This window comes from Streptomyces sp. WAC07094, from assembly GCF_036320405.1.
GTDB lineage: Bacteria > Actinomycetota > Actinomycetes > Streptomycetales > Streptomycetaceae > Streptomyces > Streptomyces lannensis.
The window spans coordinates 69,466-93,734 of record NZ_JAVMJZ010000001.1 but is presented as its reverse complement, the minus strand read 5'-3'; the positions used below and the strand labels follow the sequence as shown (position 1 = coordinate 93,734).

Here is a 24,269-nt window from a genome sequence, read left to right as displayed (position 1 = left end):
CACTCTGCACCACAACGCCGATCCCACACCGCGGGTTTGATCGGACATTACGGTCTCGTCCGTGGAGGGAGCGCGGCCGCAACCCACGGCCCCCCAAGAGTCCTCCCCTTCTGGTCGCACTCCAGTTTGCGAGTGCTCCCTGCTCGGCGTGCCCGAGGCCCGTACAGGCACGGCGCCTCTGTGACATGGATCACCCGCACCGGTCTCGCGAAGCCGTCACGGATCCTTCGGCCGCCCGGTCCTAGGTTGCAGGCGGCAGTTGAAGCGTTCCCGATGGACGGGAACGGCGGGTGGCCCACCACAGCCACTGCCGTCGTACTCACCCGTGTCGGCGACCCAAGTGAGAAGACGTTGAACAACTCACCACAGCGCAATATCGACGAGACGCCTGCCAAGGCACCGATCACGACGCTCGAAAGTCTGCGTGAGCATCTTCAGTGGGCGATCGAACTGGAACACGCGACGCTGCCGCCCTACCTCTGTGCCCTGTACTCGCTCGATCCGCAGCGGAACCCGGACGCCGTCCAAGCCGTGAGCGGGGTCTTCGTCGAGGAGATGCTGCACCTCGCGCTGGCGGCGAACCTCCTGAACGCGGTCGGTGGTCAACCCGTCCTGGACGCACCCCACATGCTGCCGGTCCACCCGCGCGCCCTGCCTCACGGCGACCGCTCCATGCAGCTGTCGCTCCTCCCGTTCGGCCCCGATGCCCTGGAGATGTTCCTTCGTCTCGAGCAGCCCGCGCTGCCGGACGCCGGGCCCGAGGGGGACGATTACGAGACGATCGGGCAGTTCTACGACGCGATCGAACAGGGCCTGCGCCACCTCTGCGCCGAGCTCGGCGAGCAGAAGGTATTCAGCGGTGACCCGGCTCGACAGGTCACGGCGGGGCCTTTCGGCCACACGAGCGGGAAGCTGACCGCGGTCACCGACCTCGCCTCGGCGCTGGCGGCGATGCAGGAAATCGTCGAACAGGGCGAGGGGACGGAACGCGGCGCAGTCTGGGACAGCGACCAGGACGTCTTCCACCCCGAGCGTCACGAGGTCTCGCACTACTACCGCTTCCTCGAGCTCAAGCTGGGCCGCCGCTACCAGCCCGGTGACACGCCGCAGACCGGACCCACGGGTGAACCGGTGGTGGTCGATCCCGAAGGCATCTACCCGATGCGTCCCAATCCCCGACTCGAAGATCACCCTGTGGGCGATCCGATTCGGAGCGTGCAAACCCAGTTCAACCAGGCATACTGCACGCTGCTTCAGCAGTTGGAGCAGACGTTCAACGGCGTGCCGCAGGCGCTCGGGGCCTCTATGGGCACGATGTACATGCTCAAAGGAAAGGCGCAGAGCCTGCTGCAGACCCTCGACGGCGACGAGAACACGGCCGGTCCGACGTTCCAGTACGTAACACCCGAACTGCGCAGTTGAGCCCCGCGGAAGCCGCCGAACATCACCGACGGCTCGCCGGTGCGAAGCATTGAGCCGTCCACCCCACAGCGAAGGCAGCGACATCCAGGAACACGTAAGCCAACGGAGGGCAAAAACGATGACGACTTCCCAGGGTGATCTCCCCGTACCCGAGCACGGCCTCCTCCTCACTTACTTTCTGACCGTGCGCGACGTGGCGGTCGCGCGGCGCTTCTACGCGGACGTCTTCGGCGGCGAGGTCGTGATGGAGGAGAACCCGGCAATCGTGAAAGTCGCCAACAGCTGGATCATCATGAACCCCGGTGGAGGACCGACTCCCGACAAGCCCGATGTCACTTTGGAAGTCCCCCGGAACGGCGATCGGGTGTCCAGCTTCCTGAACGTGCGCGTGGCCGACATGGCCTCCTTCTACACGCACGCCGTCGCGAAGGGTGCCCACTTCCTGACCGAACCCATCGACCGCGCCTCCGAACTGCGCTGCTATCTGCGCGACCCCGACGGCTACCTCATCGAGGTCGGCCAGTCCACCGGCCTGCTCAGAGGAATTCTGGCCGCCCGGCCGAACGGCGACGGAGGTGCAACGGACGGACCGGTTGCTTAGCGCCGAGGCGCGCCGACGTCGCCAAGGAGCGCGATGGTCCGCAGATCGAGCGCCGCGCCCCGCCTGAGAAGCGGTTTCCGCACCGGCGCCGTCTCCTCCGTCGGCCTGGCGTCTCTCTGTCGACACCTCCCACACATCACCCTCAGCGACACATGCTCACCGCGCACAAGAGGCTCGCGGTCGGAAACCCCGGCGCGAAGTCATGCGTGCACGAGCGTCAGGACGTGATTGTCACGTCTGGAAGGGCTGCTCGGTCATAGGTGCGGAGCAGGTGGCCCCAGCCGCGTCCCGGCGGCTGGGGGCCTGCGGTACCGGACGCAGTCGTGAGAGGAGTCGGTGAGCGGTGGGGCGGGACAGGACGTGTACCTTGCGGGCAGAGCGGCCGGAGGCGGACGACCTCGGGGACGCCGTGGAGGTGTTCGACGGCGTCCGTCCCAGGCTGTTCGGCATCGCCTACCGGATGCTCGGCAGTGCCGCGGAGGCCGAGGACGTGGTTCAGGACGCATGGGTGCGGTGGCAGACCACGGACCGTTCGGCCGTCATCGATGCCACCGCCTTCCTGTCGACTGTGACGACACGGCTGGCCATGAATGTCGCGATGTCCGCGCGGATGCGCCGCGAGACGTACGTGGGACCATGGCTCCCCGAACCGGTCGACACCGGTGCCGATCCGGCCATCGGTGCGGAGCGGGGCGAGGCACTGGACTTCGCGGTCCTGCTGCTCCTCGAAAGGCTGAAGCCGACGGAGCGGGCGGCCTACGTACTACGAGAAGCCTTCGACTACTCGTACCGGGAGATCGCCGCCGTCATCGGTTCCAGCGAGGCTAACGCCCGCCAACTGGCCCGACGGGCCCGCACGTACATCGCCGGTGAGCGGCGCAGCCACGTCGACGCAGCCGAACACCGCAGGCTGCTGGACAACTTCGTCACGGCTGCGCAGACTGGCGATCTCGCGGCGCTCGAGGCCTTGCTCGCGTCGGATGCGGCCAGTTACTCGGACGGCGGCGGCGTGCGAGGCGCGTCGCGCATCCCGGTGTTCGGAAGGAGCCGTGTCGCACGGTACATCGTGGCTTTCCAACCGCGTTTTTGGCCCGGTACTCGCACTCGCTGGGTGGAGGCCAACGGCCGTACGTGTGCGCTGATCACCCGCGGCGAACACGTCATCGCCCTGCTGAGCGTCGATGCGGGCACGGATGGCATCGCGCGGCTGCTGTGGGTGCTCAACCCGTCGAAACTCGACCGCTTTTCGGCCCTGGTCTGACTCCTGCCGCATCGCGAGGTCACCGGTCTGCCCATACGACCCAAGACCAGCGAGGCCCCTCTGCACGGGCCTGTCACGGATCCACCGCGTCGTCGGTCATTCCCTATGAGGTGTCCGGTGGCCGACTGCCAGGAGGACGGTTGCGTCCGCTGGTGGGCCGGGCCCCATGACGTCGAGGACCTATGGAGGTGCGACACCATGTCGAACAATGCGCAACACGACCACGGTCACGGCCATGACGGCGGCGCTGAGGACGGCCCGAGCTGGACCAGGGCGGCGAAGCTGCTTCAGGACGCCGCGCCGATCACCGTCCCCGAGGGTGCCTCGGCGATGACCATCCGCGTGGAGTGGGAGCCCGGCGATCCCGGCACTCCGCCGCACCGCCACTCGGGTCCGGCGTTCGGCTACGTCGTCGAGGGCGCGGTCCGCTTCGAACTCGAGGGCGAGCCCGAGCGCATCGTCGAGGCCGGCGGCACGTTCTGGGAGCCGGGCGGCGACGTCATCCACTACCAGGACGGCAACGCCCTCACCGACGCCAGGACCTCTTTCGTGGTCACCATGATGTGCGCGCCGGGCAAGCCCATGCTCGAGCTTGTGGACGAAGAGGAACTCGAGCAACGCGCCCACCTGCGCGCTCCGCGGCCCTGATCTGTCCTCCGTCCCTCCCGCCCGCCGGTCACGGAGACGACCGGCGGGCGGCAGGCGCTGGAGGTCGAGCAACGAGCGAATCGAGGTCACCATGGCAAACGAAAGTGTTCTGCACCCGAGCCTGATCGTCCCGGTCGGGCACGTCGAGCCCGTACCGCGCAGGATCAGAGGACTGATCGGAGGCCGCGTGGTCTTCGACACGCGGCGTGCGCTCTATGTGTGGGAGTGGCGCGCGTACCCCCAGTTCAGCATTCCGGTGGAGGATCTGGTCGAAGGTGTGCTGATCGACGACGATCACACCGAGCACCATGGCGCGGGCCCCGCTCGCCGGCACACGCTGCGGGTCGGCTCGGAGCTTCGCGAGGGTGCGGCGTGGGTGTGGGAAGAGGGCAGCCCGGAGCGTCTGCTCAACACCGTGCGCTTCGATTGGGACGCGCTCGACTCGTGGTTCGAGGAGGACGAGCCGGTCTTTGTGCACCCCAGAAGCCCCTACTCCCGGGTGGACGCGCTGCGATCGGCCAGCAGCGTACGGGTGGAGCTGGACGGGGTCGTGCTGGCGGAGGCGCCCAACTGCGTGAAGCTGTTCGAGACCGGCCTGCCGACCCGCTACTACGTCGAGCGCATGCACGTCGACTGGACGAAACTGCGGCGCTCGGACACGGTGACGCGATGCCCGTACAAGGGGACAACGAGCGGCTACTGGTCGTTCGACAGCGACACCGCTTCCCACGAGGACATCGTCTGGGCCTACGACTTCCCGACCGTTCACGCCAACCGCATCGCGGGCTTGGCGGCGTTCTACAACGAGCACGTCGATCTGTACGTCGACGGCGTTCTGCTGCCGAGGACCACGGACCCCACCCGGGGTCCTGCCACGTAGGACTGAATGTCGAGTCGTTCGGGAGTGAACGGGTCGACGGTGCAACGCCCGGCAAAGGCGGAGCACCGTCGGCCAGGGCCATTGAGAATCGGTCAGGGGCGCAGTTGGCCGCGACCAGGGAGAGCGAACGCATCCGGTCGTCCGGATCGGCTACGGGCGTCGACAGTATGAGTTCGTCCGCCGGGTCTGCGACGCCGCCGCCGACGGGCGTCGTGGATCCGGACGCACCAGGATGATGTGCATGACCCCGTGGGCCATGCACGGTGTCGGCCGTGGTGGCCCCCTGGAAAGTGTCGGGCTGACTGTTGCGTCACGTAGCGAGGTGGGTGCAGACAGCGGCCAGTGGTGTCCGGGCTTTTGTGGCCTGCCTGCAAGCCGTCCCGTCGACACCGTGCGTCGGCCATTGGTTGCGCAAAGGAGCGAGAAGGAGTGGGCCTTGCGGCTGCCGCGCGGGGCGCCGGACGCAGGCGACGGGAGTGCGGGCGTTGTACCGCCTCCGGCCACCCGATTCGAGGCGGAGCGGCTGCGAGGGGCATTGCGCCTCCCTCATGAGGGCATCACATGCTCCCGATGGGGAACCTGAAAAGAGGGCGGACGAGGCGTTTCTCCGGTGAGGGGAGGCGGCCATGCCGGGCCAAGACGGTTCTCGGGAGGCGGTTGCCAGGGCCCTCGACGCCCTGGGCACGGGTGCCTTCCTGACGGACCCGCGGGGCTGCATCGTGGGAGTCAACAGGCGCGGCGAACAGCTTCTGGCGCGCTCGGCGTCGAGTCTGCTCGGTCAGGACGCCCATGATCTGTTGCACCGCAACAGCCGTGGGGAGTCCGTGCCGAGGGCGCAGTGCCGGCTCCGGGAGTGCATCCTCGCCGGGCGCACGGAGCAGGGTGCCGATGAGTGGTTTGAGCGCGGCGACGGCACACTGCTGCCGGTGGCATGGCTGGCCACCCCCTGTGACATCGATGTGCGGCCGGCGATCACCCTCGTCCTCTTCCACTCCGCGGGCTTGGCCGAACGGCCCCGGGAACAGCTACTGTGCGGCGGGCGGCTCTCCGAACTGCAACGGCTCGCGCTGCTCGCCGAGACGACCACCCTGCTCACCTCCACTCTGGACATCAACGAGGCGTTGCACCGCCTGATCGGCCTTCTCCTGCCGCGCCTCGCCGACTGGGCCGTCATCGACCTGATCAGCGAGGAGGACGAGGTGCTCCGCTTCGCCGTCGCCCATGCCGAGGGCGGAACCGTGGTGTTCCGGGAGGACCTCCAAGGGCCGATGCCGCCCGTGCCCCTGGAGTCCTCGATGCCCCTGTCTCGAGCCCTGCGCGGCGTCGCGTCGAGCCGCATCGGACCCGAGACCTATCAGGGGCGGTCCGATACCGGCATCGCGGTCGAGCAGCGGCGCCTGTTCGAGGAGACCGGCATGCACTCGGCCGTCGTCGTCCCCATCCACAGCCTGCGTGACGTGGACGTACTCGGTGCCATCACCCTCGGCCGTGCCGATCAGCCTGAGCGGTACACCTCGACCGATGTCGCCCTGGTCGAAGACATCGCCCGCCGGGCCGGTCTGTCCCTGGAGAACGCCCGCCTCTATCAGCGGCAACGCAAGGTCGCCGAGACCATGCAGCGCCATCTCCTTCCGCATCTCCCGCGTGTCTCCGGTCTCGGCATGACCGTCCGCTATCTGCCCGCGCCGGACGCCTCGCAGGTCGGAGGCGATTGGTACGACGCGTTCACCTTGACGGACGGCACCACAGCGCTCGCCATCGGCGACGTCGTCGGACACGACCTGGACGCGGCAGCGGGCATGGCCCAGCTACGCAACATGCTTCGTGCGTACGCCTTGTCCCAACAGGAGCCGCCGAGCAAGATCGTGGAATGGCTCGACCACGCGATCCTGCACGTGGCGGAGGTCTCCATGGCGACATTGATCTTCGCCCGCATGGCGGTGAACGAGGCCGGCCAGTGCGAGCTGTCCTGGACCAACGCGGGCCATCCACCACCGTTGTTGGTCAGCCGCGAGGGCCTGGCCCAGTACCTGACCGAGGGCCACGGAATACTGCTGGGCGTCGCGCCCGACCAGGTCCGTCCGGATGCCACGGCGCAGTTGCCGCCCGGCGCGACTTTGCTCCTGTATACCGACGGCCTGATCGAGTCTCCCGGGCACTCCCTGGACGAGGGCCTGAACCGTCTGCGCAGGCACGCTGCGGCCTTGGCCCACCGCCCTCTGGAGGCCTTCACGGACCAGTTGCTGGCACGGGCACGCCCACCCGACAACGACGACGACGTGGCCCTTCTGGCGGTGCGGGTGCCCAGTTCGTGTGTGTGAGGTACGCGGCCATGACCCGGGGAGCGCCGATTCCGACCTGACTCGACCACCGACGCCCAACCACGACCACCGTCACGACGGAGATGTGCAGCGCCGTTGAAGGGGAAGGGCGTGCCCATGACTTGGCGGCCGGATGTCCGGCGCGGCCAAGCCGCCTACGGTCACGCCGTTTCGGCGTACCGCTCGCCCGCGTATGCGCGCAGCACCGGCACGACCGCCGCCACGCCCCCCGGCAACCGGTCCAGTCCAGGCAGGACGTAGGCCCGATGGCCGTCGGACAGATGGCTGGGATGGTCGTGTGCGTGCGTGCCCGGCAGCGGCCACACGGTGAGACAGGGATGGGAGTCGGAGCTGTACGGCTGCGGTCCGACCGAGACGGTGGCTATCTGCGCCCACTGGAAGTACCTCTCCTCACCGGCCACCTCGCGCATGCCGATGCCTGCACCCCCGATCCGCAGCCGCAACGGCTTGCGCCAGCGGACGTAGGAGGAGCGCACCTGAATCCAGAAGACGAGCGCGGCGAGGGCCGCCACTGTGACGGGGATTCCGGCTCCGGAATCGTAGTCGGCCTTGTCGGGGTGGTAGATCAGGTACAGGTTGAGCGACACGAACACCGCGCTGCAGAGCAGCGCCAGCATCGTCCAGATGACAGCCTTCCGGCCGGCGCCCTGATCTGCCGTGAAGGTCCGCTCCCCGCCGGGAACACTCAGTTCGGGTCCGGCGACGGTCACCGGGATCGGCGGCCGTACTGCGCGCGGCGCCGTCTCGAAACGGGCGCCGCCGTGCTTGGCGAGCGCAGTGGTGAGCTGCGAGACACTCTGGTCGAGGTCCGAACAGTTCACCAGCGTGTAGCGATTCCGGGCGTCCCAGGTGCGGTCCTGTTTGCGTGGCAGCGTCACGCCCGGCGCCGTCCAGAGCATCAGCCGCGGATCGGGCGGTGTGGTGTCGCTGTCCGCCGCGCGATCGTGCCACAGGGCGACGGCATCGATCTGCTCCCAGGACAGGACGGCGTCGTGCAGTGTGATTCCGCGGCCGTCGATCTGCAGCCGGAACGGGCGTCGCGCCTTGCGCAGGTCATTCCACCCGTGCCAGACCGCCAGCGCGGACAGGATCCCCACGAACGCCGCGCCGGGGACGGCGTTTCCGAAAGAGCCGATCAGCCATACGAGCGAACCCGCCAGCACGACGAGCCCCCAACCCGTCCACCGCATCCCGCGTCTTCTCAAGGTTCGCTCGACCGTGAATTCCATTGCTCCGTACCCCCCTTGGTCGTTCCTTCCAGGCACCATGATGCGGCCCCCCACCAGCCCTTCAAGGCCCTGTGGATGGGGTGGTTGCCCTTCTGTGACGCCCGTGGGACACCGGCCCCCTTGCCGCCTCCGTCCGTTCACCGTTCTGGCTCCATCAGGACCGCTTCACCGTGCGGGGCGATGCGCCGTTGGCTCCCACGCCGGTGGTCGGCCTGTTCACCCCCCCCCGCATCATCGAACGGTTGACTAACGTGGAGGCACACGCCCGGGAGCTGTCCATACCTGCCGCGACGTGCGAGACCGGACGAGTCCGCCATCGCTCGACGAGTCGGCGGCGGCCCTCGACCGGTACTGGTGCGTTGAGGGGTATCGGCCTCTGCGCTCAGAGGGATTTGAGGTCCCGTTGGAACCAATGGTGGGCGTAGGGCTCGTCGTTGAAGGCCTCGACTTCGGCGAATCCAGCTGTCTCGTAGAGGCGCCGTGCCTCGGTGAGCGTCTGGTTCGTCTCCAGCCGCAGCGTCGACATCCCCCGTGTTGAGGCTTCTTCCGCAAGGCACTCCAGCAGCCGCCGGCCCAGCCCGAGCCCGCGGACGCCAGAGGAGACCCACATGCGTTTGACCTCGGCGATTCCGGTGTCCGGGTGGAGCTTGAGGGCTCCGCACCCGACCGGCGATCCCTGAACCGTCGCAACCAGCAGCAACCCGTCCGGCAGGCTCATCTCCTGGTCGCCGGCCGGGATGCTCTGCGCTGGATCGAAGCCGCCGTCGAACCGGCGTCCCAGCTCAGCGAAGTAGGACCGCAGGCAGAATCGGGCGTCCGGCTCCCTAGGGTCGGTGATCTCGATACGCACGAGCGACGCGATGACGAGCCTCTCGACTTCGGCCATGGCGGCGACCAGACGTTCGCGCTGCGACGCCGTGAGCGGCTCAAGCATCGATGCCGCCAGCTCATCGGAAGAACGATCCAGCAGCGCACGCTCGGAGGCACCGGCGTGGGTGAGCCGCACCGTCCGCACTCGCCCGTCGTTCTCATCGGGATCGGTGGTCACGAGCCCCTCTGACTCCAGTCGCCGCAGCTGGCGACTGAGATATCCCGAGTCGAGGCTCAACCGGGAGCGCAGGACGCGTACCTCTGCGCCCTCGGGTCCGATCTCCCACAGAAGCCTCGAGAGGCCGAGCGAGTGCTCGCGTGAAAGGTACGCGTCCTCGAGCGCGCCGACCCGTTGCGTGATGACCCGGTTGAACCGTCGGACCGACTCGATCTGCTCAGCTTCCATTCTCTGACCCTAGTCAGACAATCACGAAGCGGGCAAGCCCTCCCTCCGGCGTCAGCAACCTCGTGAACCACAGCAGCCGGGCGGGCGCGTTCCCCGTGCCCCGCGGGAGCGACCGCTCAGGTGAGGACCAGCCAGCGCCGTCCGTCGATGAGCTCTCGGGCCGCGTCGAGGTGGCCGGCGTGGCACGCGGTCTCGGTGATGACGTGCAGCAGGACGTCGCGCAGGTTGTGAAGATGCGGCTCACCGAAGAGGTCATGCGGCCACCAGGCCAGGGCGGCATCAGCAGGGGTGGCGGTGATGACGGCGTCGCAGAGTTCCGCCTCCTGCCGGTATGCGTTGAGCACGTCGGCGGCCGGTACTTCCGGCGCCACGTTCCACGCTTCGTCGCCGCTCGTCAGGCCGTGGATGATCTCCGGGTCCCCGGCGAGGACCGCGCGGAACCAGAAGCGCTCGACGTCCAGCGCGAGGTGCTGGACCAGTCCCAGGCAGTGCCATCCGGAGGGAAGCACGGGCCGCCGCAGAGCCTCCGCGTCGAGCCCGTCGAGGATGCCCAGAACGTGTCGGCGCTGCCCGTCCAGGACCCTGAGAAGCGCCCGCACCTCGCCGTCCGGGATTCGTTCGCTCATATTTTCGGTCACGGTCGTCCAGGATCCCTCATTTTCGACGATGACGCAGGGAGTTCTTGGATACCCGGGCCACACACGAGGGGGAGGTCGGCCCGACGTCATCCTGGCCCCCTCTCCGCCGGGCACCGTCCCCGTCGGCGCACGATCGGCGCTGGGGCACGCTCACGTTCACCGTGAGTGGCCGGCCTGTGTGAGGAGCGCACCGTACGTCTCGCCCGGGTCGGCGCTGAGCGCGGCCTTCGCCAAGCGGGTGTCCTCGTCAGCGATCACTTCCAGAGCGCCCGCCTCGATCCCGTCCAGGGCTTGGCGCACGACATCCGCCGGATCGTTCTTCGGGATGTCCCAGCCGCTCATCATGTCGGTGTCGGTGGCGCTCATCAGCAGGCCGGTCACGTGGGTGCCCTGCTCGGCCAACTCCAGGCGGACACCATTGGTCAGGCTCCAGGCCGCCGCCTTGGCCGCTGCGTAGGAGTTCGCCCCCTGATAGGAGAGCCACGACATCCGCGACAGCACGTTCAGGAACGCCCCTCCACCGTTTGCCGCGAGTACCGGAGCGAAGGCGCGTACGACGGCCAGCGTGCCGTAGAAGGAGGTGTCCAGCTCGCGACGGATCTTGTCCAGATCGCCCGTGACGAGGTCCTGGTAGAGGCTGACGCCCGCATTGTTGACGACGAGTGTCACGTCCGCTGCGGCCTCGGCCGCGGCGGTGACGGACGCAGGGTCGAGGACGTCGAGGCGCAGGCGTTCGACTCCCGCGACATCCACGCGTTCCGGGTCGCGTGCGGTCGCGTACACCTTGGCGCCGCGTGCGAGGAGCTGCTCGGCGAAATGGCGGCCGAGGCCACGCGATGCCCCGGTGATCAGTGCGGTGCTTCCTGAGATCTTCATGCGCTCACCGTATGACGCACGGGATGAGTCAATCGATAGCTGCTTTCCGCAATACGATGGCTATTTGTCTTGCCGCGATGTCCCGGGTAGGGTACATCCGTGGATTTGCTCGCAGAGGTGTTGGCGCTGTCGGATGTGCGGGGAGCGGTCGGTGCACGGATCGAGGCCGGCGAAGACTGGGGCTGGTGGTGGACATCTGCGACACCGCGTGCGTCGCTGCACGCGGTCACCGCGGGAACCGTCTGGGTGGGTCTGCCCGACGGCGCGCCCTTGCAGCTGATGCCGGGGGACGTCGTCCTGCTGCCCGGAGGGGCCGAGCATGCACTCGGCAGTGACCCGGCAGCAGTGGCCCGCACCGGGCCCCACATGTTCGACGACTGGCATGCCACCGCCTCGGGAACCGTGTCGATCGGCACAGGACCCGTGCGCGCCCGCGTCCTGTGCGCCGAGTACGACCATGATCAGAGCGTCTCGACCCAGGTGCTTCCCCTGCTGCCGGAGGTGCTCCACCTGCGCGCCGACTGCGACCCGGACGGGTTGGCGGAGGACACCGTGCGCCTGCTCGGCCGCGAACTCGCCGCCCAGCGTGCGGCCACCGGAGTGGTTCTCGACCGGCTGGTGGACGTGCTGCTCGTACAGGTGCTGCGCGCCTGGCTCGCTTCCGGTGGGACGTCGGAACCCTCCTGGCTCGGGGCCCTGGGCGACTCCGTGGTGGGAGCCGCCGTGACCAGACTTCACGAGGAGCCCGCAAGACCATGGACGACCGCCGCCCTCGCCCGTGAGGTCGGCGTCTCGCGGGCGACGCTCGACCGCCGATTCGCCGCTGCGACGGGCGAGTCACCGGGCGCCTATCTCACGCGCTGGCGGATGGACCTCGCAGCCCGGCGTCTACGTGACACCGACGACAGCCTCGATGCGATCGCAGCCTCGGTCGGCTACTCCTCCGCCTATGCCTTCAGCCGGGCCTTCCGCCGGGCGCGCTCCCAGCCGCCGGGCCGGTTCAGGGCGAACATTCGCTCCGAAGACGGCCCGACCCGGACCGGCGTTGCCACTGCGGCCGACTGATATCGCCGACACGAGTGTGTCGGGGTCGGTGAGGTCGGTGGCCGTGCCTGTCCCCGGGGCGCGCCTTCGATCCGCGCCCTACAGGTCCGTAGCCAGAAAGACGCCGAGGGCAGCAGCGACGAGCCACGCCGACGGCTTCGTCACGCGGTCGGAGGCCGGGATCGAGGTGAACCTGAGGCCTGGTTTGCTGCGTCCTCCGCATACCTGGCGAGTCCCTGCACCATGCGCTGCATGTAGCGAGTCAGATACGAGCGCCAAAGCGGCCCGGTCAGTGGCAACTTGGGTGCGAACTCCGCCGACCAGACTATGTTCGTGCCGCCCTCGTACGGCGGCGCGAGTTCGACGGCGCCTCGGTAGAAGCGGAACGGCCCATCTATGTTCTCGTAGACGAATCGCTTGTCCTTGGCCAGCTCGAGGATCCTCTCGTGCGAGACGGCCCGTCCCGTTCGAAAGACTCTGGTGTCTCCGGGCCGCTGAGCATCGTCCGGGCTGCCGGCGGTGACCTCGACGGCGTCGATCGGCGACCACAGGGGCCAGGTACCTGCGCGAACAAGGGCTGAGTAAACGGCATCGGGGTTCGCTTGCGAGTGCGCCGTCACGGAGTAGGTGAACGTCATTTCTCGAACGTAGGCGAGCGATGTTGTGCGCGAACATGCACCGGATTGCCCACATGGCGATCACATTTTGCGGTGCTTGCGGTAGACCGACGGCCGGACGCCGACGTGGCGCAGGAACGCCGACGACAAGGGGCCGGGGCCGGCGAAGCCACACCGCTCGGCGATCTGCTCGATGGTGAGGGTGGTCTCCGACAGCAGCCGTTGTGCCAACTCGATGCGTAGCCGGGTGAGATACCGATGCGGCGTCTCGCCGGTGGAGTTCCGGAAGACGCGTACGAAGTGGTAAACGCTCAAGTGCACCTCGGCCGCGATGTCGGCGAGAGTGAGCGGCTCGGCCAGACGGTCCTGCATGATGGCTGCGGCTTTGCGGACAGCGGAGTGCTCACCGCCAGGTACACGCGGATCCCGCCCCCGAGACAGCAGGTGTACCGCGAGGAACGCGGCAGCCGACTCGGCGTAGAGGTCACCCGCCTCCCGATGGGCCGGCAGCGACTGTACGAGGTGTTCCAGCATCGGGTCACCCATGCCCAGCCCGGCCGATATGGCCTCGAAGTCCGGCTGTCGCCCACCCAGTTGAGCCGCTGTTCGCTCGATGACAGCGCCCGGGATGTGCACCTGGACGGTGGACAGGGCGGATGTCGCTGCGTAGCTGCGCACTGTCGAACGACCCGGCACCATGAGTTCCAGCCGACCGGCCGTCCAGCGTCTCTTCGACGACGTCCTTTCGGAGCTGACCTGCATGTCGGCCTGCCCGGCAGTGCAGAGCACGAGATGCAGGTCGGAGGTGCCGGGCAGGTGCAGGTACTCGACCTGGCGCGCGTGCGCGAAGCACTGCACAAGCAACGAGCTCCAGTCGGAGTCGTTCCAACTGCAGTAGCTGCGCCGTACGTACTGTGCCGTGTCGACATCGTCGTAGGGCGCCAGATCGAAGTCGGGCGAATCGAACATGCCGGGAGCTTAGCGATGTCCGATGCCGGTCGACGGCGTGGAGCGGCACATCACCAGCCCGCATGCCGGGCAGTGGTGGCAACGGGACGCCTCCGTCCTGCGTTACCTAATCAGGGAATGCGCTTCTGACGAGCCACCAGCCCCGTCCGCTCACCGAGCAATGGGGTGGCGAGCGGGCCGGTGGTCGGGTAGGAGTGTGCCTTCAGCCCCAGGAACACGTAGTGGAACAGGAGAGTGATGTTGGATTCACCCCCACAGCAGGTCGGTGTCGTCACCGAGTCCACCGCCGGGGAGACCCGCGTGGCGGCCACACCGGACAGTGTCCGCAGGCTCCTGTCCCTCGGCTATGAGGTCGTCGTGGAGCCGGGCGCCGGAGCGGCCTCGGGCTTCTCCGACGACGCCTACAACGAGGCGGGCGCGCGTGTCGGCGACGCCTGGCAGGCGGACGTGGTCCTGAAGGTCAACGCCCCCTCTCACGAGGAGATCCAGAAGCTGCGCGACGGAGCGGTCCTCATCGGCCTGATCGCTCCCGCCCACAACCCCGGCCTCGTGGACGAGCTCGCCGAACGGTCGATCACGGTCCTGTCCATGGACGCCGTACCGCGCATATCCCGTGCCCAGTCGATGGACGTGCTCAGCTCCATGGCCAACATCGCCGGATACCGGGCGGTGATCGAGGCGGCCCACGTCTTCGGACGCTTCTTCACCGGGCAGGTCACCGCGGCCGGCAAAGTGCCGCCGGCCAAGGTGCTCGTCGCCGGGGCGGGCGTGGCGGGCCTGGCCGCGATCGGTGCGGCGGGCAGCCTCGGCGCGGTGGTCCGGGCCACCGACCCACGGGCCGAGGTCGCAGAGCAGGTCCGTTCCATGGGCGGGGAGTTCCTCGCCGTGGAGGTCGAGCAAGAGGTGAGTTCCGACGGCTACGCCAAGGCGACCTCCGAGGCCTATGACCGGCGAGCCGCCGAGATCTACAGCGAGCAGGCCAAAGACGTCGACATCATCATCACCACCGCGCTGATCCCCGGCCGCCCGGCACCGAGGCTGATCACCGCGGCTGACGTGGCATCCATGAAGCCCGGCAGCGTCATCGTCGACATGGCCGCCGCGCAGGGAGGCAACGTCGAGGGCACCGTCAGCGGGAAGGCCATCGTCACGGACAACGACGTGACGATCATCGGGTACACCGATCTCGCCGGCCGACTGCCCGCGCAGGCTTCGCAGTTGTACGGGACCAACCTGGTCAATCTGCTCAGGCTGCTGACGCCCGGCAAAGACGGGCGCCTGACGCTGGACTTCGACGACGTCGTGCAGCGGTCGGTGACGGTGGTGCGTGACGGAGAGAAGACCTGGCCCCCGCCGCCCGTCGAGGTGTCGGCGGCGCCGGCCCGGCGGATCCCGGCGCCGCCGGCGGCGACTCCGCAGATCAAGGAGGCGCGCCTGTCGCCGGTTGTCCGCTACGGCCTGATCGGCCTCGGCATGCTCGCGATGTTCCTCCTCATCGCGTTCTCCCCGGCCCAACTGGTCGGCAACTTCACGGTGTTCGCGCTGGCCGTGGTCATCGGCTACTACGTGATCGGCAAGGTCCACCACGCCTTGCACACCCCCCTGATGTCGGTCACCAACGCCATCTCGGGGATCGTCGTGGTCGGGGCGCTGCTGCAGATCGGCCACGCGGGACCGGCCGTCAGCGTGCTGTCGTTCGTAGCGATCATGCTCACCACCGTGAACATTTTCGGTGGATTCGCCGTCACCCGCCGCATGCTCGGCATGTTCTCGAAAGGCTGATGATCGATGAACTCGACCACGGCGGCCCACGCCGCTGACATCGTTGCCGCGCTGCTGTTCATCTTCAGCCTGGCCGGACTCTCCCAGCACCGTACCTCGCGCGCCGGAGTGGCCTACGGCATGGCCGGCATGGCGCTGGCGCTCGTGGCCACCGTGGTGGCCGCGTCGCAGGACGTGTCGGCCACCGCCGTCCTGCTGATCGTGGTCGCCACCGTCATCGGCGGTGCGGTGGGCCTGTGGCGGGCCCGCAAGGTTGAGATGACGCAGATGCCCGAGCTCATCGCCGTACTGCACAGCCTGGTCGGTCTGGCCGCCGTCCTCGTCGGCTGGAACAGCTACTACGAGGTTGAGGCACACGGCGCCGCGCAGACCGCGGTGACCCAGGACCTGCTGGGCATCCACCATGCCGAGGTGTTCATCGGCATCTTCATCGGCGCGGTCACCTTCACGGGTTCCATCGTCGCCTTCCTGAAGCTGTCGGGGCGGATCAAGTCCCGCCCGTTGACGCTGCCGGCCAAGAACGCGCTCAACCTGGGTGCTCTGACGGCCTTCGTGGGCCTGACGATCTGGTTCACCGTGGCCCCGAGCCTCGGCCTGATGATCGCCGTGACAGCCCTGGCGCTGACACTGGGCTGGCACCTGGTGGTCTCCATCGGCGGCGGGGACATGCCGGTGGTCGTCTCGATGCTCAACAGCTACTCGGGCTGGGCGGCGGCGGCAGCGGGCTTCCTGCTGAACAACAACCTGCTCATCGTCACCGGTGCGCTCGTCGGTTCCTCCGGCGCCTATCTTTCGTACATCATGTGCAAGGCGATGAATCGTTCGTTCATCTCGGTGATCGCCGGTGGTTTCGGTGTCGAGGCGCCGTCGGGCGGCGAGACCGAACAGGGCGAGCACCGCGAGACCACCGCCGAGGAGACCGCGGAGCTGCTGGAGAACGCCACCTCCGTGATCATCACACCCGGCTACGGCATGGCGGTGGCCCAGGCCCAGCACCCGGTGGCGGAGCTGACGCAGGCGCTGCGCCGGCGCGGAGTGCAGGTACGGTTCGGCGTCCACCCGGTGGCCGGGCGGCTCCCGGGGCACATGAACGTGCTGCTGGCCGAGGCCAGAGTGCCGTACGACGTCGTGCTGGAGATGGATGAGATCAACGACGACTTCGGCGGTACCACGGTGGTGCTGGTCATCGGCGCCAACGACACCGTCAACCCGGCGGCGGAGGAGGATCCGTCCAGCCCCATCGCGGGGATGCCTGTGCTGCGGGTGTGGGAGGCCGAGAACGTCATCGTGTTCAAGCGGTCCATGTCCTCGGGCTACGCGGGCGTACAGAACCCGCTGTTCTTCCGCGAGAACAGCCGCATGCTCTTCGGCGACGCCAAGGAGAGCGTGGAGCGCATACTGCGCTCGCTGAGCGCGACGGACCCGGGTCCAGCCGCGTCGAGCGAGGGCCGGGAGGCGGCCGGGCAGCCCACCCCCGTGTGAGAAGCGGCGGTCGCGGTGGGGCGGGGGGCGACGGCCTCCCCGCCCCACCGCGTTCGGCCGGGAGCCCCCTGCGCACACCGAGGGCCGGCTTCCGGCCAGGGCTCGGCAACCCCCGAAGCCACTGTCCGCCGTGGGCGTGCGCGGCGTGCTCCAGGTGGTGGTCTCAGCGCCCGGGCAGCATCGCGAGTGCCTGGGAGCGCTGTGCGACCAGCTCGGCGTAGCTGCCGTCGCGCTCCGCCCAGCGGTGCATCTTCACCCGCTCGACGAGTAGTTCGTTCGGCGTGGGGTCCTGAGCCAGAAGCTGCATGACCTCGGTGGCGAAGGCGTCGAGCGGCAGCGCGTGCGGATTCACCTGATCCTGTCCGGCTGTGGCCACCGCCGGCGGCACGAGTTCGACGACCTCGACGCCTGTGCCGTCCAGCTGTGCGCGCAGCGCCTCCGAGTAGGCGTGTACACCGGCCTTCGAGGCGGCGTAGGTCGGCATCGGGGGGAACGGCAGGAAGGCGATGCCCGAGGTGACGGTGACGATCGTGCCGGTGCCATGTGCGATCAGATGCGGGGTGAAGGCATCCACCACCCGGATGGTGCCGATGAGGTTGGTGTTGATGGTTGCCTGCGCGGCGTCGAAGTGTGCCGGGTCGCGCAGATCCTCCAAGAGCATGACACCCGACATGGCCACGACGGTGTCGAGGTCGGGGTGCCTGGCAAGCACAGCGTCTCGCGCCCGGCTGACGGAGCCGTCGTCGGTGACGTCGAGCTCGGTGGTGCCGAATCCTTCGGCAGCGAGCTGGGCGAGGGCTTCCGGATTGCGGCCACCGACGATGACGGTGCTCCCCGCGGCGGCGAAACGCCGGGCGAGTTCACGGCCGATGCCCGAAGTGCCGCCGACGACGAGAACGGTGCGTGAGGTGATGTTCATGAGATCCCTTTCCGAGTGGACCTCTCAATCCTGCGAGGCCTCGCCGGACCGGGGGAGAGCCCCGCTGGGACGGGGAGTGGCAGGACCCCCTCTGCCGTCGGCCCCATACGAGGCGAGCAGCCGCAGCTTCTGCTCGCTGTCGCTGCCGTGATCGGCGTAGTAGACGACCAGGATCACGTTCTCCACCGGGAACTTGTCGCGGTGGAGATCCATCTCGCCGACGACCGGATGGTTGACGAGGGCAGTGCCGCCCTCCAGCTCTCGCACGTCATGACGCGCCCACAGTGCGCGGAACCGCTCGCTTGAGAGAGCGAGCTCTCCGACCAATTCGATGAAGCGGGGATCATCGACGTCTTCGCCTATTTGTCGGCGGAAAGCGGAGATGAAGCCTGCCGCCGCGGTCGTCCAGTCTCGGTGAAACGCCTGTTCCTCGGGGTCGAGCATGAGTGAGCGCAGCCGGTTCTCGCCCGGCCGGAGACGAGGCGAGAACGCGACTGCCAGGTCGTTGGAGGCGAGGACGTCGAAAGCGCGGCCCTCGACGAAGGCCGGCAGTCCGATCGTCGCGAGAAGCTGATGCAGGCGAGCCGGGACGCGCTCCGGTCGGTGACGCCTGCGGGTCCGCACACGCGGCGCGATCATGCCCAGCAGATAGCTCTGCTCCACCTCGTCGAGCCCCAGTACTCGGCCGATCGCCTCGAGCACCTGAGTGGAGGGATTCTTGTCGCGTCCGCGCTCGAGCCGAAGGTAGTAGTCGGCGCTGATCCCCGCCAACATCGCCACTTCCTCGCGGCGCAGGCCGGGCACGCGCCGGTTGGCGCCGGCGGGGATCCCCGCCTGCTCCGGGGTCACCAGCTCGCGACGCGCGCGCAGGTACTTGCCCAGCCGGTTATCGTCGTGCGAATCGCTCATAACGGCAGCGTATGCCGCACAGTACAAAGGCCCCGAGGCCCTGAGAGTCCCCCCTTGGAGCCTGCGGTTCCTGTGCCACGTCATGGGATCATGCGAATCGGTGGCGGCCACGACGCTGCACCGAGGCGGTGGTCGCACGAAGGGCGCCGGTGAATTCGGTGCAGACCGAGCGGCTCGTCGGCCTGTCGCCCAGCCGACGGTGCCGGCCCGCGGCCCCCGGCCCCGGTCATGGACTGCCGCCTCGAGTACAAGCGCGAGCATATGGGGCGCTCCTTGAAGCGACCGGGCACCGATCACGTCGTCCCGCACTGCCCATCGTTTCGGCCCGTACGCGCCCGTCGGTGAGGCCGTCGAGGCCGTGGTCGAGATTGTCGGCGAGGGCAGGATGTGCCACTCAGCGAGGCCGTCGCCGACGGTGCCCGGGCGCGCCCACACCGTGCACCCGATCAGCGTGATGCATGCGAGTGGCGCCCTCACGTTCCGGTGAGCTGGGCATCGTCGTAGTGTCCTGCAGCCCGCCTCGCGGATCTCGGACATTGGCGCAAATGGGTGAATTGCCGGTTTTATCGGGTGGTCATACGGTGGATTGATGGCTATCGCAACGACGAGTCCCGTGACAGGTGAGGTCCTCCGGAGCTTCGACGAGCTGACTCCTGAGGAGCTGGAGGACAAGCTCGCCAGGGCGGCGGCTGCGGCCGCCTCGTACCGTCTGACGAGCGTGGAGGAGCGGGCGGAGTGGCTCCATCACGCGGCCGACCGCCTTGAGAAGGAGATCGAGAGCGTCGGCCGGATGATCACCTCGGAGATGGGCAAGACGTTCCGCGCGGCGGAGCAGGAAGTGGTCAAGTGCGTGCATGGGCTGCGTTTCTACGCCGCCGAGGGCCCCGCGTATCTGCGGGACCTGGAGGCTGACGCAGGCCGGGTGGGCGCGAAGCAGACGTTCGTCACGTATCAGCCGATCGGTGTGGTGCTAGCGGTGATGCCGTGGAACCTTCCCCTGTGGCAGGCCATGCGCTTCGCCGCGCCCGCGTTGACGGCGGGGAACGTGGGACTGCTCAAGCACGCCTCGAACGTGCCGCAGTGCGCCCTCTACCTGGAGGAGCTGTTCCGTGAGGCGGGCTTCCCGGACGATGTGTTCCAGACCCTGCTGATCTCCGCGCGCAGGGTGGAGCAGGTGTTGCGCGACCCGCGGGTGGCGGCCGCGACGCTGACCGGCAGTGAGCCGGCGGGGCGGTCGGTGGCGACCATCGCCGGCGACGAGATCAAGAAGGTGGTGCTCGAACTCGGCGGTTCCGACCCCTTCATCGTCATGCCGTCCACGGATCTGGATCGGGCCACCGATGTCGCGGTCACGGCGCGGTGTCTGAACAACGGCCAGTCCTGCATCAACGGCAAACGGTTCTTCGTGCACCGGGACATCAGTGACGCGTTCATCGAGATGTTCGTGGCGAAGATGGGTGCGTTGGTGGTGGGCGACCCGATGGACGAGGACACCGATGTGGGACCACTGGCCACGGAGTCCGGCCGCCGGGACGTCGAGGCCTACGTGGAGGACGCCGTGGCGAAAGGCGCGAGGGTCCTGTTGGGCGGTGAACGCCCGGACGGGCCGGGCTGGTTCTACCCGCCCACCGTGCTGACCGGCATCACGCCGGAGATGAACATGTACCACGAGGAGGTCTTCGGACCCGTGGCGCAGGTCTGGACCGTCGACTCTCTCGAGGAGGCCCTGCGGGAGGCCAACGGACATCCCTACGGTCTCGGCTCGAATCTCTGGAGCGAGGACGAGGCCGAGCGGGAGATGTTCGTCCGCGACGTGCAGTCCGGCATGGCCTTCATCAACGGCAACACGACCAGCTTCCCCGAGATCCCCTTCGGCGGCGTCAAACGCAGCGGATACGGACGCGAGCTGTCCGACCTCGGCATGCGGGAGTTCATGAACGCCAAGACCGTCTGGATCGGCCAGGACACCTGAACCCGTCAGCCGGAAGGCATTCGACACCAATGGCCTGCGTGCCGGACATCGCGGCACGCAGGCCCGCCGAGCGCATGGAGACGCGACGATGAGCGGAAAGCACCGGAAGACGTCGTCAGGACGGAAGCGGCCCATGGTCGCGGTGCTCGGCACGGGCACCATGGGAGAGGCCATGGCACGCAACATCGCGGCGGCGGGGCTCGGGGTGCGCGCCTGGAACCGCAATCGTGCCCGCGCCGAACCGCTGGCCGGCGCCGGCGCCACGGTGTGCGACACGCCGGCCGAGGCTTGTCGCGGCGCCGACGTCGTACTGACTGCGCTCGCGAACGAGAGAGTGGTCGCCGAAGTGATGGACCAGGCCCGCGACGGCCTGGGCGGCCACCCGGTGTGGGTGCAGACATGCACGGTGTCCCCGGACGGGGGCCGCCGTCTGGCGGAGCAGGCGACCCGCCTGAACGTCCCGTACGTCGAGGCTCCCCTCCTCGGCACCAAGGAACCGGCCGCGGCCGGCACCCTGACCGTCCTGGCCGCCTCTCCCCAGCAGGACGCACGGGAACGGGTGCGACCGGTGCTGGAGGCGGTGGGTTCACGCACCGTATGGCTCGACGAGGTCGGTCAGCCGAGCAGCCTCAAACTCGCCTACAACGCCTGGGTCCTGACCACCGTGGAGGGGATCGCCGAGTCCCTCACCCTGGCCGGCACCCTGGGGGTCGACCCCCACCTGGTCATCGACGTCATCGACGGCAGCGGTCTCGACAGCCCCTACGTTCAGAGCAAGGGCCCGAGGATGCTCGACGACGACCTCGACACCCCGTCCTTCCCTCTCGAAGCGGCGGAGAAGGACGCCGGCTTGATCACTGACACCGCGCGCGCCGCCGGTCTGCACCTGGGCATCGCGGAAGTCGTGCGTGAACGCCTCGACCGTGCGGCCGACGACGGACTCGGTCGCGCGGACGTTGCCGCGACCTACCGTGTGTCCCGCCAGGTTGCGACCTGACCGGACCGTCCTTCGAGCGAGGCGAGGGAGGAACGATGACCGGCGCCGGCATCGCCGCCGCGCGTTCGAGTACGGCGCAGCTGGCCGAGATCGTGCCCCAGGTGGACGACGTGCAATGGGAACTGCCGTCCGCGTGCGACGGCTGGCGCATCATCGATGTGGTGGCCCACCTGGCGGCGCTCGCCTCCGAGGCGGTGGACCCGCCGCCGCCCGATCCCTCACTGCCGAAGAACCGTGAGCGCTACCACGACGTGCGCGTCGACGAACGCCGCGGCTGGAGCCATGAAGACGTCCTCGACGAATGGCGGCGCAGCAGCCCCCGTCAACTGGACCTCCTGGCAGCGGCCCAGGAGCCGCCCCGGGCTGGTGAACCCGTCGAGGTACCCGGACTCGGAACGTATCCGCGCCATCTCCTGGCGAACACCATGGCGTTCAACGTCTTCTGCCATCTGCGCAACGACATGCTCGCCCCGGGCGGCCCCCTCCCCTTCACCCTCCCGGAACCGGCCGACGACCAAGTCGCCCCCGCCGTCGAATTCATGCTCGCCGGCCTGCCGCAGATGCAGGGGCCCGAACTCACCGTCACCGTGAACCGGCCGATCGTCCTCGACCTGACCGGGCCGGGCGCCACCACGGTCACCGTCCTCCCCGCGAACGGGCCCACCGGGCAGCTGACCGTGACACCCGGCGCCGACGCCACCACCCAAGTCCACAGCACGGCCCTCGACTTCATCGCATGGGCCACGACCCGGAAACCCTGGCGCGACTACTGCACCATCACAGGGGACGCATCCGCCGCGACACCGTTCCTCGACTGCCTCAACATCATTTAAGGGTCCCGGAAGGAGCAGTTGATCATGTACGTCCCGGTCCGGCTGCTCGTTGGTGCAGCTACGGGGACGTGCCGGCCTGCGCCGGTGCGCACCGGCGACATTGAGCGCCGCGTGCCAACTACTGCACCGTTGTGACGACCGCATGGCGGTCCGCGAGCAACGGCAGGATGCGCTCCAGGACCAGGGTGCGGAAGTGGACGCTGTTGCGGTGCGCGTCAAGCGCTGACTGGTCGGAGTAACGCTCGACGAGCACGAGGTCGCCGTTGTCGGCGCCGTCCGGGCGGTACGCCTGGTAGCCGAGGCAGCCGGACTCGGCTCGAGATTGCTGAATCAGTTCGGGCAGCAAAGCGGCGATCGTCTCGCTCTTGCCGGCACTCGGGCTCCAACGAGCGATCACGACGACCTCGCCGGGTCGCGCATCGTCCAGAGGCCAGATGGTCGTGGGGGCGTCGCCCATGGGTGTGCGCTCCTCGTGGTCACAGGGACAGCTGGTCCCGACCCCCGCTGCCACACTGCTCCGGGGTCGGCCGTGCATCAGGAAAGCAGGACCGCGGTCACAGGACCTGCCACGATCCGAATCCTTGACGACTCGCGGGCTGCTGAGGCCGTTCGACACGAGAAGCGATGGCTCCAGTGGCCGCATCGGAGCCTGCGCAGCCACTTCGGGCCCGTCCCGCCCGCCCCTCCGATGCCGATGACCGATCACCGCCCCACGAGTTCGTGGCCTGAGTGATCGGCCCGTCTTCACCAGGTTGTTGACGGCTGGACGGTGCGAATGACCGGGTCGGAACGCCAACTGTCCCCGCCCGCAGCGAAGCGCGGCCACGCCGGGCCCCAAGTGTCACAAGCGGGGATGAGGCGAAGCGGATCAGCGCCCGGTGAGCGCGGCGACGATTCGCTCGGCCAGCGGCTTGCTGGAGGCGGGGTTCTGGCCGGAGAACAGGTTGCCGTCGACGACGACGTTCGCCTGCCACGCCTCTTCCGCGGCGCGGACGACCGCCCCACGCGCCGTGAGCACGGTCTCGACCAGCCACGGAGCCCGGTCGGAGGTGCCGTTGAGCCGCTCTTCCTCATTGGTGAACACGGTCAGGGTGCGTCCGGTGAACTGCCAGCGTCCGCCCGGCAGATTCGCCGACAGCAGTGCGGCCGGCCCGTGGCACACCGGGGCGATGATCTTTCCTGCGGTGTCGGCTTCCACAAGCAGACGCCCGAGATCCGGGTCGTGAGCCAGATCCTCCATGGGCCCGTGCCCGCCGGGGAGGAAGATCGCGTCGTAGCCGGCAGCGTCGACGGCGGACAGCGCGACGGGGTTGGCGAGCGCTTCGGCTGCCTCGCCGATGTAGTCGGCGAAGGCCTCCGCCTCGGCGCCGGCGACCTCGGGCCGCAGGCTCACCGGGTCGGCTGCCGGCTTGCCGCCCTCCGGGGCGGCGATGTCGACGGTGAACCCGGCCTGAGTGAGGATGCGGTGCGGAACCACGAACTCCTCGGCCCAGTAGCCGCTGGGGTGCTTGCTGCCGTCGGCCAGCGTCCAGTAGTCGACGCCCGACAGCACCATCAGGATCCTGGTCATGT

General features: G+C 68.5%; 23 protein-coding genes. 12 read left to right on the top strand and 11 right to left on the bottom strand.

Features of this window, described 5'->3' with window-relative positions:
- Positions 1 to 351 precede the first annotated feature (351 nt).
- From RCR19_RS00445 to RCR19_RS00420, 6 genes are all read left to right on the top strand, one after another.
- Positions 352 to 1,422: a ferritin-like protein gene (locus RCR19_RS00445; RefSeq protein WP_331263162.1), complete on the top strand. Its 1,071-nt coding sequence runs from the start codon at positions 352 to 354 to the stop codon at positions 1,420 to 1,422.
- Between the two features lie 118 nt (positions 1,423 to 1,540).
- A complete protein-coding gene (locus RCR19_RS00440) occupies positions 1,541 to 2,023 on the top strand; it encodes a VOC family protein (protein ID WP_331263161.1) in 483 nt (160 codons plus the stop codon).
- 409 nt (positions 2,024 to 2,432) lie between these two features.
- Positions 2,433 to 3,284: an RNA polymerase sigma-70 factor gene (locus RCR19_RS00435; RefSeq protein WP_331269304.1), complete on the top strand. Its 852-nt coding sequence runs from the start codon at positions 2,433 to 2,435 to the stop codon at positions 3,282 to 3,284.
- A 198-nt stretch (positions 3,285 to 3,482) separates the two neighbouring features.
- A complete protein-coding gene (locus tag RCR19_RS00430; RefSeq protein WP_331263160.1) occupies positions 3,483 to 3,932 on the top strand; it encodes a cupin domain-containing protein in 450 nt (149 codons plus the stop codon).
- Between the two features lie 91 nt (positions 3,933 to 4,023).
- Complete coding sequence (locus RCR19_RS00425; protein WP_331263159.1) at positions 4,024 to 4,812, top strand: DUF427 domain-containing protein; 789 nt, start codon at positions 4,024 to 4,026, stop codon at positions 4,810 to 4,812.
- Between the two features lie 626 nt (positions 4,813 to 5,438).
- Positions 5,439 to 7,133, top strand: coding sequence for a SpoIIE family protein phosphatase (locus RCR19_RS00420; RefSeq protein ID WP_331263158.1), 1,695 nt, complete (start codon positions 5,439 to 5,441; stop codon positions 7,131 to 7,133).
- 161 nt (positions 7,134 to 7,294) lie between these two features.
- Here RCR19_RS00420 and RCR19_RS00415 read toward each other — a convergent pair whose 3' ends face one another.
- From RCR19_RS00415 to RCR19_RS00400, 4 genes are all read right to left on the bottom strand, one after another.
- Positions 7,295 to 8,344 carry a hypothetical protein gene (locus RCR19_RS00415; RefSeq protein WP_331263157.1) on the bottom strand — a complete coding sequence of 350 codons (1,050 nt, stop codon included), beginning with the start codon at positions 8,342 to 8,344 and terminating at the stop codon, positions 7,295 to 7,297.
- 421 nt (positions 8,345 to 8,765) lie between these two features.
- Positions 8,766 to 9,659, bottom strand: a complete 894-nt coding sequence (locus RCR19_RS00410) for a MarR family winged helix-turn-helix transcriptional regulator (protein WP_331263156.1) — start codon at positions 9,657 to 9,659, stop codon at positions 8,766 to 8,768.
- A 116-nt stretch (positions 9,660 to 9,775) separates the two neighbouring features.
- Positions 9,776 to 10,285: a DinB family protein gene (locus RCR19_RS00405; protein ID WP_331263155.1), complete on the bottom strand. Its 510-nt coding sequence runs from the start codon at positions 10,283 to 10,285 to the stop codon at positions 9,776 to 9,778.
- A gap of 168 nt (positions 10,286 to 10,453) precedes the next feature.
- Positions 10,454 to 11,173 (bottom strand): SDR family oxidoreductase, encoded by a 720-nt coding sequence (locus tag RCR19_RS00400; protein WP_331263154.1) that lies wholly within the window; start codon positions 11,171 to 11,173, stop codon positions 10,454 to 10,456.
- A 99-nt stretch (positions 11,174 to 11,272) separates the two neighbouring features.
- Here RCR19_RS00400 and RCR19_RS00395 point away from each other — a divergent pair, with 99 nt between their 5' ends.
- Positions 11,273 to 12,238, top strand: coding sequence for an AraC family transcriptional regulator (locus tag RCR19_RS00395; protein ID WP_331263153.1), 966 nt, complete (start codon positions 11,273 to 11,275; stop codon positions 12,236 to 12,238).
- 140 nt (positions 12,239 to 12,378) lie between these two features.
- Here the strand turns inward: RCR19_RS00395 and RCR19_RS00390 are convergent, their stop codons facing one another.
- From RCR19_RS00390 to RCR19_RS00380, 3 genes are all read right to left on the bottom strand, one after another.
- Complete coding sequence (locus RCR19_RS00390) at positions 12,379 to 12,855, bottom strand: SRPBCC family protein (RefSeq protein ID WP_331263152.1); 477 nt, start codon at positions 12,853 to 12,855, stop codon at positions 12,379 to 12,381.
- A 60-nt stretch (positions 12,856 to 12,915) separates the two neighbouring features.
- Positions 12,916 to 13,803 carry a helix-turn-helix domain-containing protein gene (locus RCR19_RS00385; protein ID WP_331263151.1) on the bottom strand — a complete coding sequence of 296 codons (888 nt, stop codon included), beginning with the start codon at positions 13,801 to 13,803 and terminating at the stop codon, positions 12,916 to 12,918.
- Between the two features lie 110 nt (positions 13,804 to 13,913).
- Positions 13,914 to 14,114 carry a hypothetical protein gene (locus RCR19_RS00380; RefSeq protein WP_331269671.1) on the bottom strand — a complete coding sequence of 67 codons (201 nt, stop codon included), beginning with the start codon at positions 14,112 to 14,114 and terminating at the stop codon, positions 13,914 to 13,916.
- Between RCR19_RS00380 and RCR19_RS00375 the strand changes: the two genes are divergently transcribed.
- Both RCR19_RS00375 and pntB read left to right on the top strand, forming a co-directional pair.
- Positions 14,041 to 15,585 (top strand): Re/Si-specific NAD(P)(+) transhydrogenase subunit alpha, encoded by a 1,545-nt coding sequence (locus tag RCR19_RS00375; RefSeq protein WP_331263150.1) that lies wholly within the window; start codon positions 14,041 to 14,043, stop codon positions 15,583 to 15,585. The genes RCR19_RS00380 and RCR19_RS00375 overlap by 74 nt on opposite strands.
- A gap of 6 nt (positions 15,586 to 15,591) precedes the next feature.
- Positions 15,592 to 17,067, top strand: coding sequence for a Re/Si-specific NAD(P)(+) transhydrogenase subunit beta (pntB, locus tag RCR19_RS00370; protein ID WP_331263149.1), 1,476 nt, complete (start codon positions 15,592 to 15,594; stop codon positions 17,065 to 17,067).
- Between the two features lie 163 nt (positions 17,068 to 17,230).
- Here the strand turns inward: pntB and RCR19_RS00365 are convergent, their stop codons facing one another.
- Both RCR19_RS00365 and RCR19_RS00360 read right to left on the bottom strand, forming a co-directional pair.
- On the bottom strand, positions 17,231 to 17,986 hold the full coding sequence (locus tag RCR19_RS00365) for an SDR family NAD(P)-dependent oxidoreductase (protein ID WP_331263148.1): 756 nt from the start codon (positions 17,984 to 17,986) through the stop codon (positions 17,231 to 17,233).
- A gap of 24 nt (positions 17,987 to 18,010) precedes the next feature.
- Positions 18,011 to 18,895: a helix-turn-helix transcriptional regulator gene (locus RCR19_RS00360; protein ID WP_331263147.1), complete on the bottom strand. Its 885-nt coding sequence runs from the start codon at positions 18,893 to 18,895 to the stop codon at positions 18,011 to 18,013.
- A 589-nt stretch (positions 18,896 to 19,484) separates the two neighbouring features.
- On the opposite strand from RCR19_RS00360, the gene RCR19_RS00355 reads away from it, so the two are divergent.
- From RCR19_RS00355 to RCR19_RS00345, 3 genes are all read left to right on the top strand, one after another.
- Complete coding sequence (locus RCR19_RS00355; protein WP_331263146.1) at positions 19,485 to 20,867, top strand: NADP-dependent succinic semialdehyde dehydrogenase; 1,383 nt, start codon at positions 19,485 to 19,487, stop codon at positions 20,865 to 20,867.
- Between the two features lie 88 nt (positions 20,868 to 20,955).
- Positions 20,956 to 21,864 carry an NAD(P)-dependent oxidoreductase gene (locus tag RCR19_RS00350; RefSeq protein ID WP_331263145.1) on the top strand — a complete coding sequence of 303 codons (909 nt, stop codon included), beginning with the start codon at positions 20,956 to 20,958 and terminating at the stop codon, positions 21,862 to 21,864.
- A gap of 35 nt (positions 21,865 to 21,899) precedes the next feature.
- Positions 21,900 to 22,697: a maleylpyruvate isomerase family mycothiol-dependent enzyme gene (locus tag RCR19_RS00345; protein ID WP_331263144.1), complete on the top strand. Its 798-nt coding sequence runs from the start codon at positions 21,900 to 21,902 to the stop codon at positions 22,695 to 22,697.
- Between the two features lie 118 nt (positions 22,698 to 22,815).
- Here the strand turns inward: RCR19_RS00345 and RCR19_RS00340 are convergent, their stop codons facing one another.
- Both RCR19_RS00340 and RCR19_RS00335 read right to left on the bottom strand, forming a co-directional pair.
- Positions 22,816 to 23,154: a putative quinol monooxygenase gene (locus tag RCR19_RS00340; RefSeq protein WP_331263143.1), complete on the bottom strand. Its 339-nt coding sequence runs from the start codon at positions 23,152 to 23,154 to the stop codon at positions 22,816 to 22,818.
- A 411-nt stretch (positions 23,155 to 23,565) separates the two neighbouring features.
- Positions 23,566 to 24,267, bottom strand: a complete 702-nt coding sequence (locus tag RCR19_RS00335) for a type 1 glutamine amidotransferase domain-containing protein (RefSeq protein ID WP_331263142.1) — start codon at positions 24,265 to 24,267, stop codon at positions 23,566 to 23,568.
- Between the last annotated feature and the right edge of the window lie 2 nt (positions 24,268 to 24,269).

What these genes read in the sequence shown, in the direction of transcription:
- RCR19_RS00345 (WP_331263144.1), top strand. Translation starts at nt 21,900, where the DNA reads ATGACCGGCGCCGGCATCGCCGCCGCGCGTTCGAGTACGGCGCAGCTG.
- RCR19_RS00355 (WP_331263146.1), top strand. Translation starts at nt 19,485, where the DNA reads ATGGCTATCGCAACGACGAGTCCCGTGACAGGTGAGGTCCTCCGGAGC.
- RCR19_RS00420 (WP_331263158.1), top strand. Translation starts at nt 5,439, where the DNA reads ATGCCGGGCCAAGACGGTTCTCGGGAGGCGGTTGCCAGGGCCCTCGAC.
- pntB (WP_331263149.1), top strand. Translation starts at nt 15,592, where the DNA reads ATGAACTCGACCACGGCGGCCCACGCCGCTGACATCGTTGCCGCGCTG.
- RCR19_RS00430 (WP_331263160.1), top strand. Translation starts at nt 3,483, where the DNA reads ATGTCGAACAATGCGCAACACGACCACGGTCACGGCCATGACGGCGGC.
- RCR19_RS00365 (WP_331263148.1), bottom strand. Translation starts at nt 17,986, where the DNA reads ATGAACATCACCTCACGCACCGTTCTCGTCGTCGGCGGCACTTCGGGC.
- RCR19_RS00405 (WP_331263155.1), bottom strand. Translation starts at nt 10,285, where the DNA reads ATGAGCGAACGAATCCCGGACGGCGAGGTGCGGGCGCTTCTCAGGGTC.
- RCR19_RS00390 (WP_331263152.1), bottom strand. Translation starts at nt 12,855, where the DNA reads ATGACGTTCACCTACTCCGTGACGGCGCACTCGCAAGCGAACCCCGAT.
- RCR19_RS00400 (WP_331263154.1), bottom strand. Translation starts at nt 11,173, where the DNA reads ATGAAGATCTCAGGAAGCACCGCACTGATCACCGGGGCATCGCGTGGC.
- RCR19_RS00385 (WP_331263151.1), bottom strand. Translation starts at nt 13,803, where the DNA reads ATGTTCGATTCGCCCGACTTCGATCTGGCGCCCTACGACGATGTCGAC.
- RCR19_RS00440 (WP_331263161.1), top strand. Translation starts at nt 1,541, where the DNA reads ATGACGACTTCCCAGGGTGATCTCCCCGTACCCGAGCACGGCCTCCTC.
- RCR19_RS00335 (WP_331263142.1), bottom strand. Translation starts at nt 24,267, where the DNA reads ATGACCAGGATCCTGATGGTGCTGTCGGGCGTCGACTACTGGACGCTG.
- RCR19_RS00350 (WP_331263145.1), top strand. Translation starts at nt 20,956, where the DNA reads ATGAGCGGAAAGCACCGGAAGACGTCGTCAGGACGGAAGCGGCCCATG.
- RCR19_RS00375 (WP_331263150.1), top strand. Translation starts at nt 14,041, where the DNA reads ATGTTGGATTCACCCCCACAGCAGGTCGGTGTCGTCACCGAGTCCACC.
- RCR19_RS00425 (WP_331263159.1), top strand. Translation starts at nt 4,024, where the DNA reads ATGGCAAACGAAAGTGTTCTGCACCCGAGCCTGATCGTCCCGGTCGGG.
- RCR19_RS00410 (WP_331263156.1), bottom strand. Translation starts at nt 9,659, where the DNA reads ATGGAAGCTGAGCAGATCGAGTCGGTCCGACGGTTCAACCGGGTCATC.
- RCR19_RS00415 (WP_331263157.1), bottom strand. Translation starts at nt 8,344, where the DNA reads ATGCGGTGGACGGGTTGGGGGCTCGTCGTGCTGGCGGGTTCGCTCGTA.
- RCR19_RS00340 (WP_331263143.1), bottom strand. Translation starts at nt 23,154, where the DNA reads ATGGGCGACGCCCCCACGACCATCTGGCCTCTGGACGATGCGCGACCC.
- RCR19_RS00360 (WP_331263147.1), bottom strand. Translation starts at nt 18,895, where the DNA reads ATGAGCGATTCGCACGACGATAACCGGCTGGGCAAGTACCTGCGCGCG.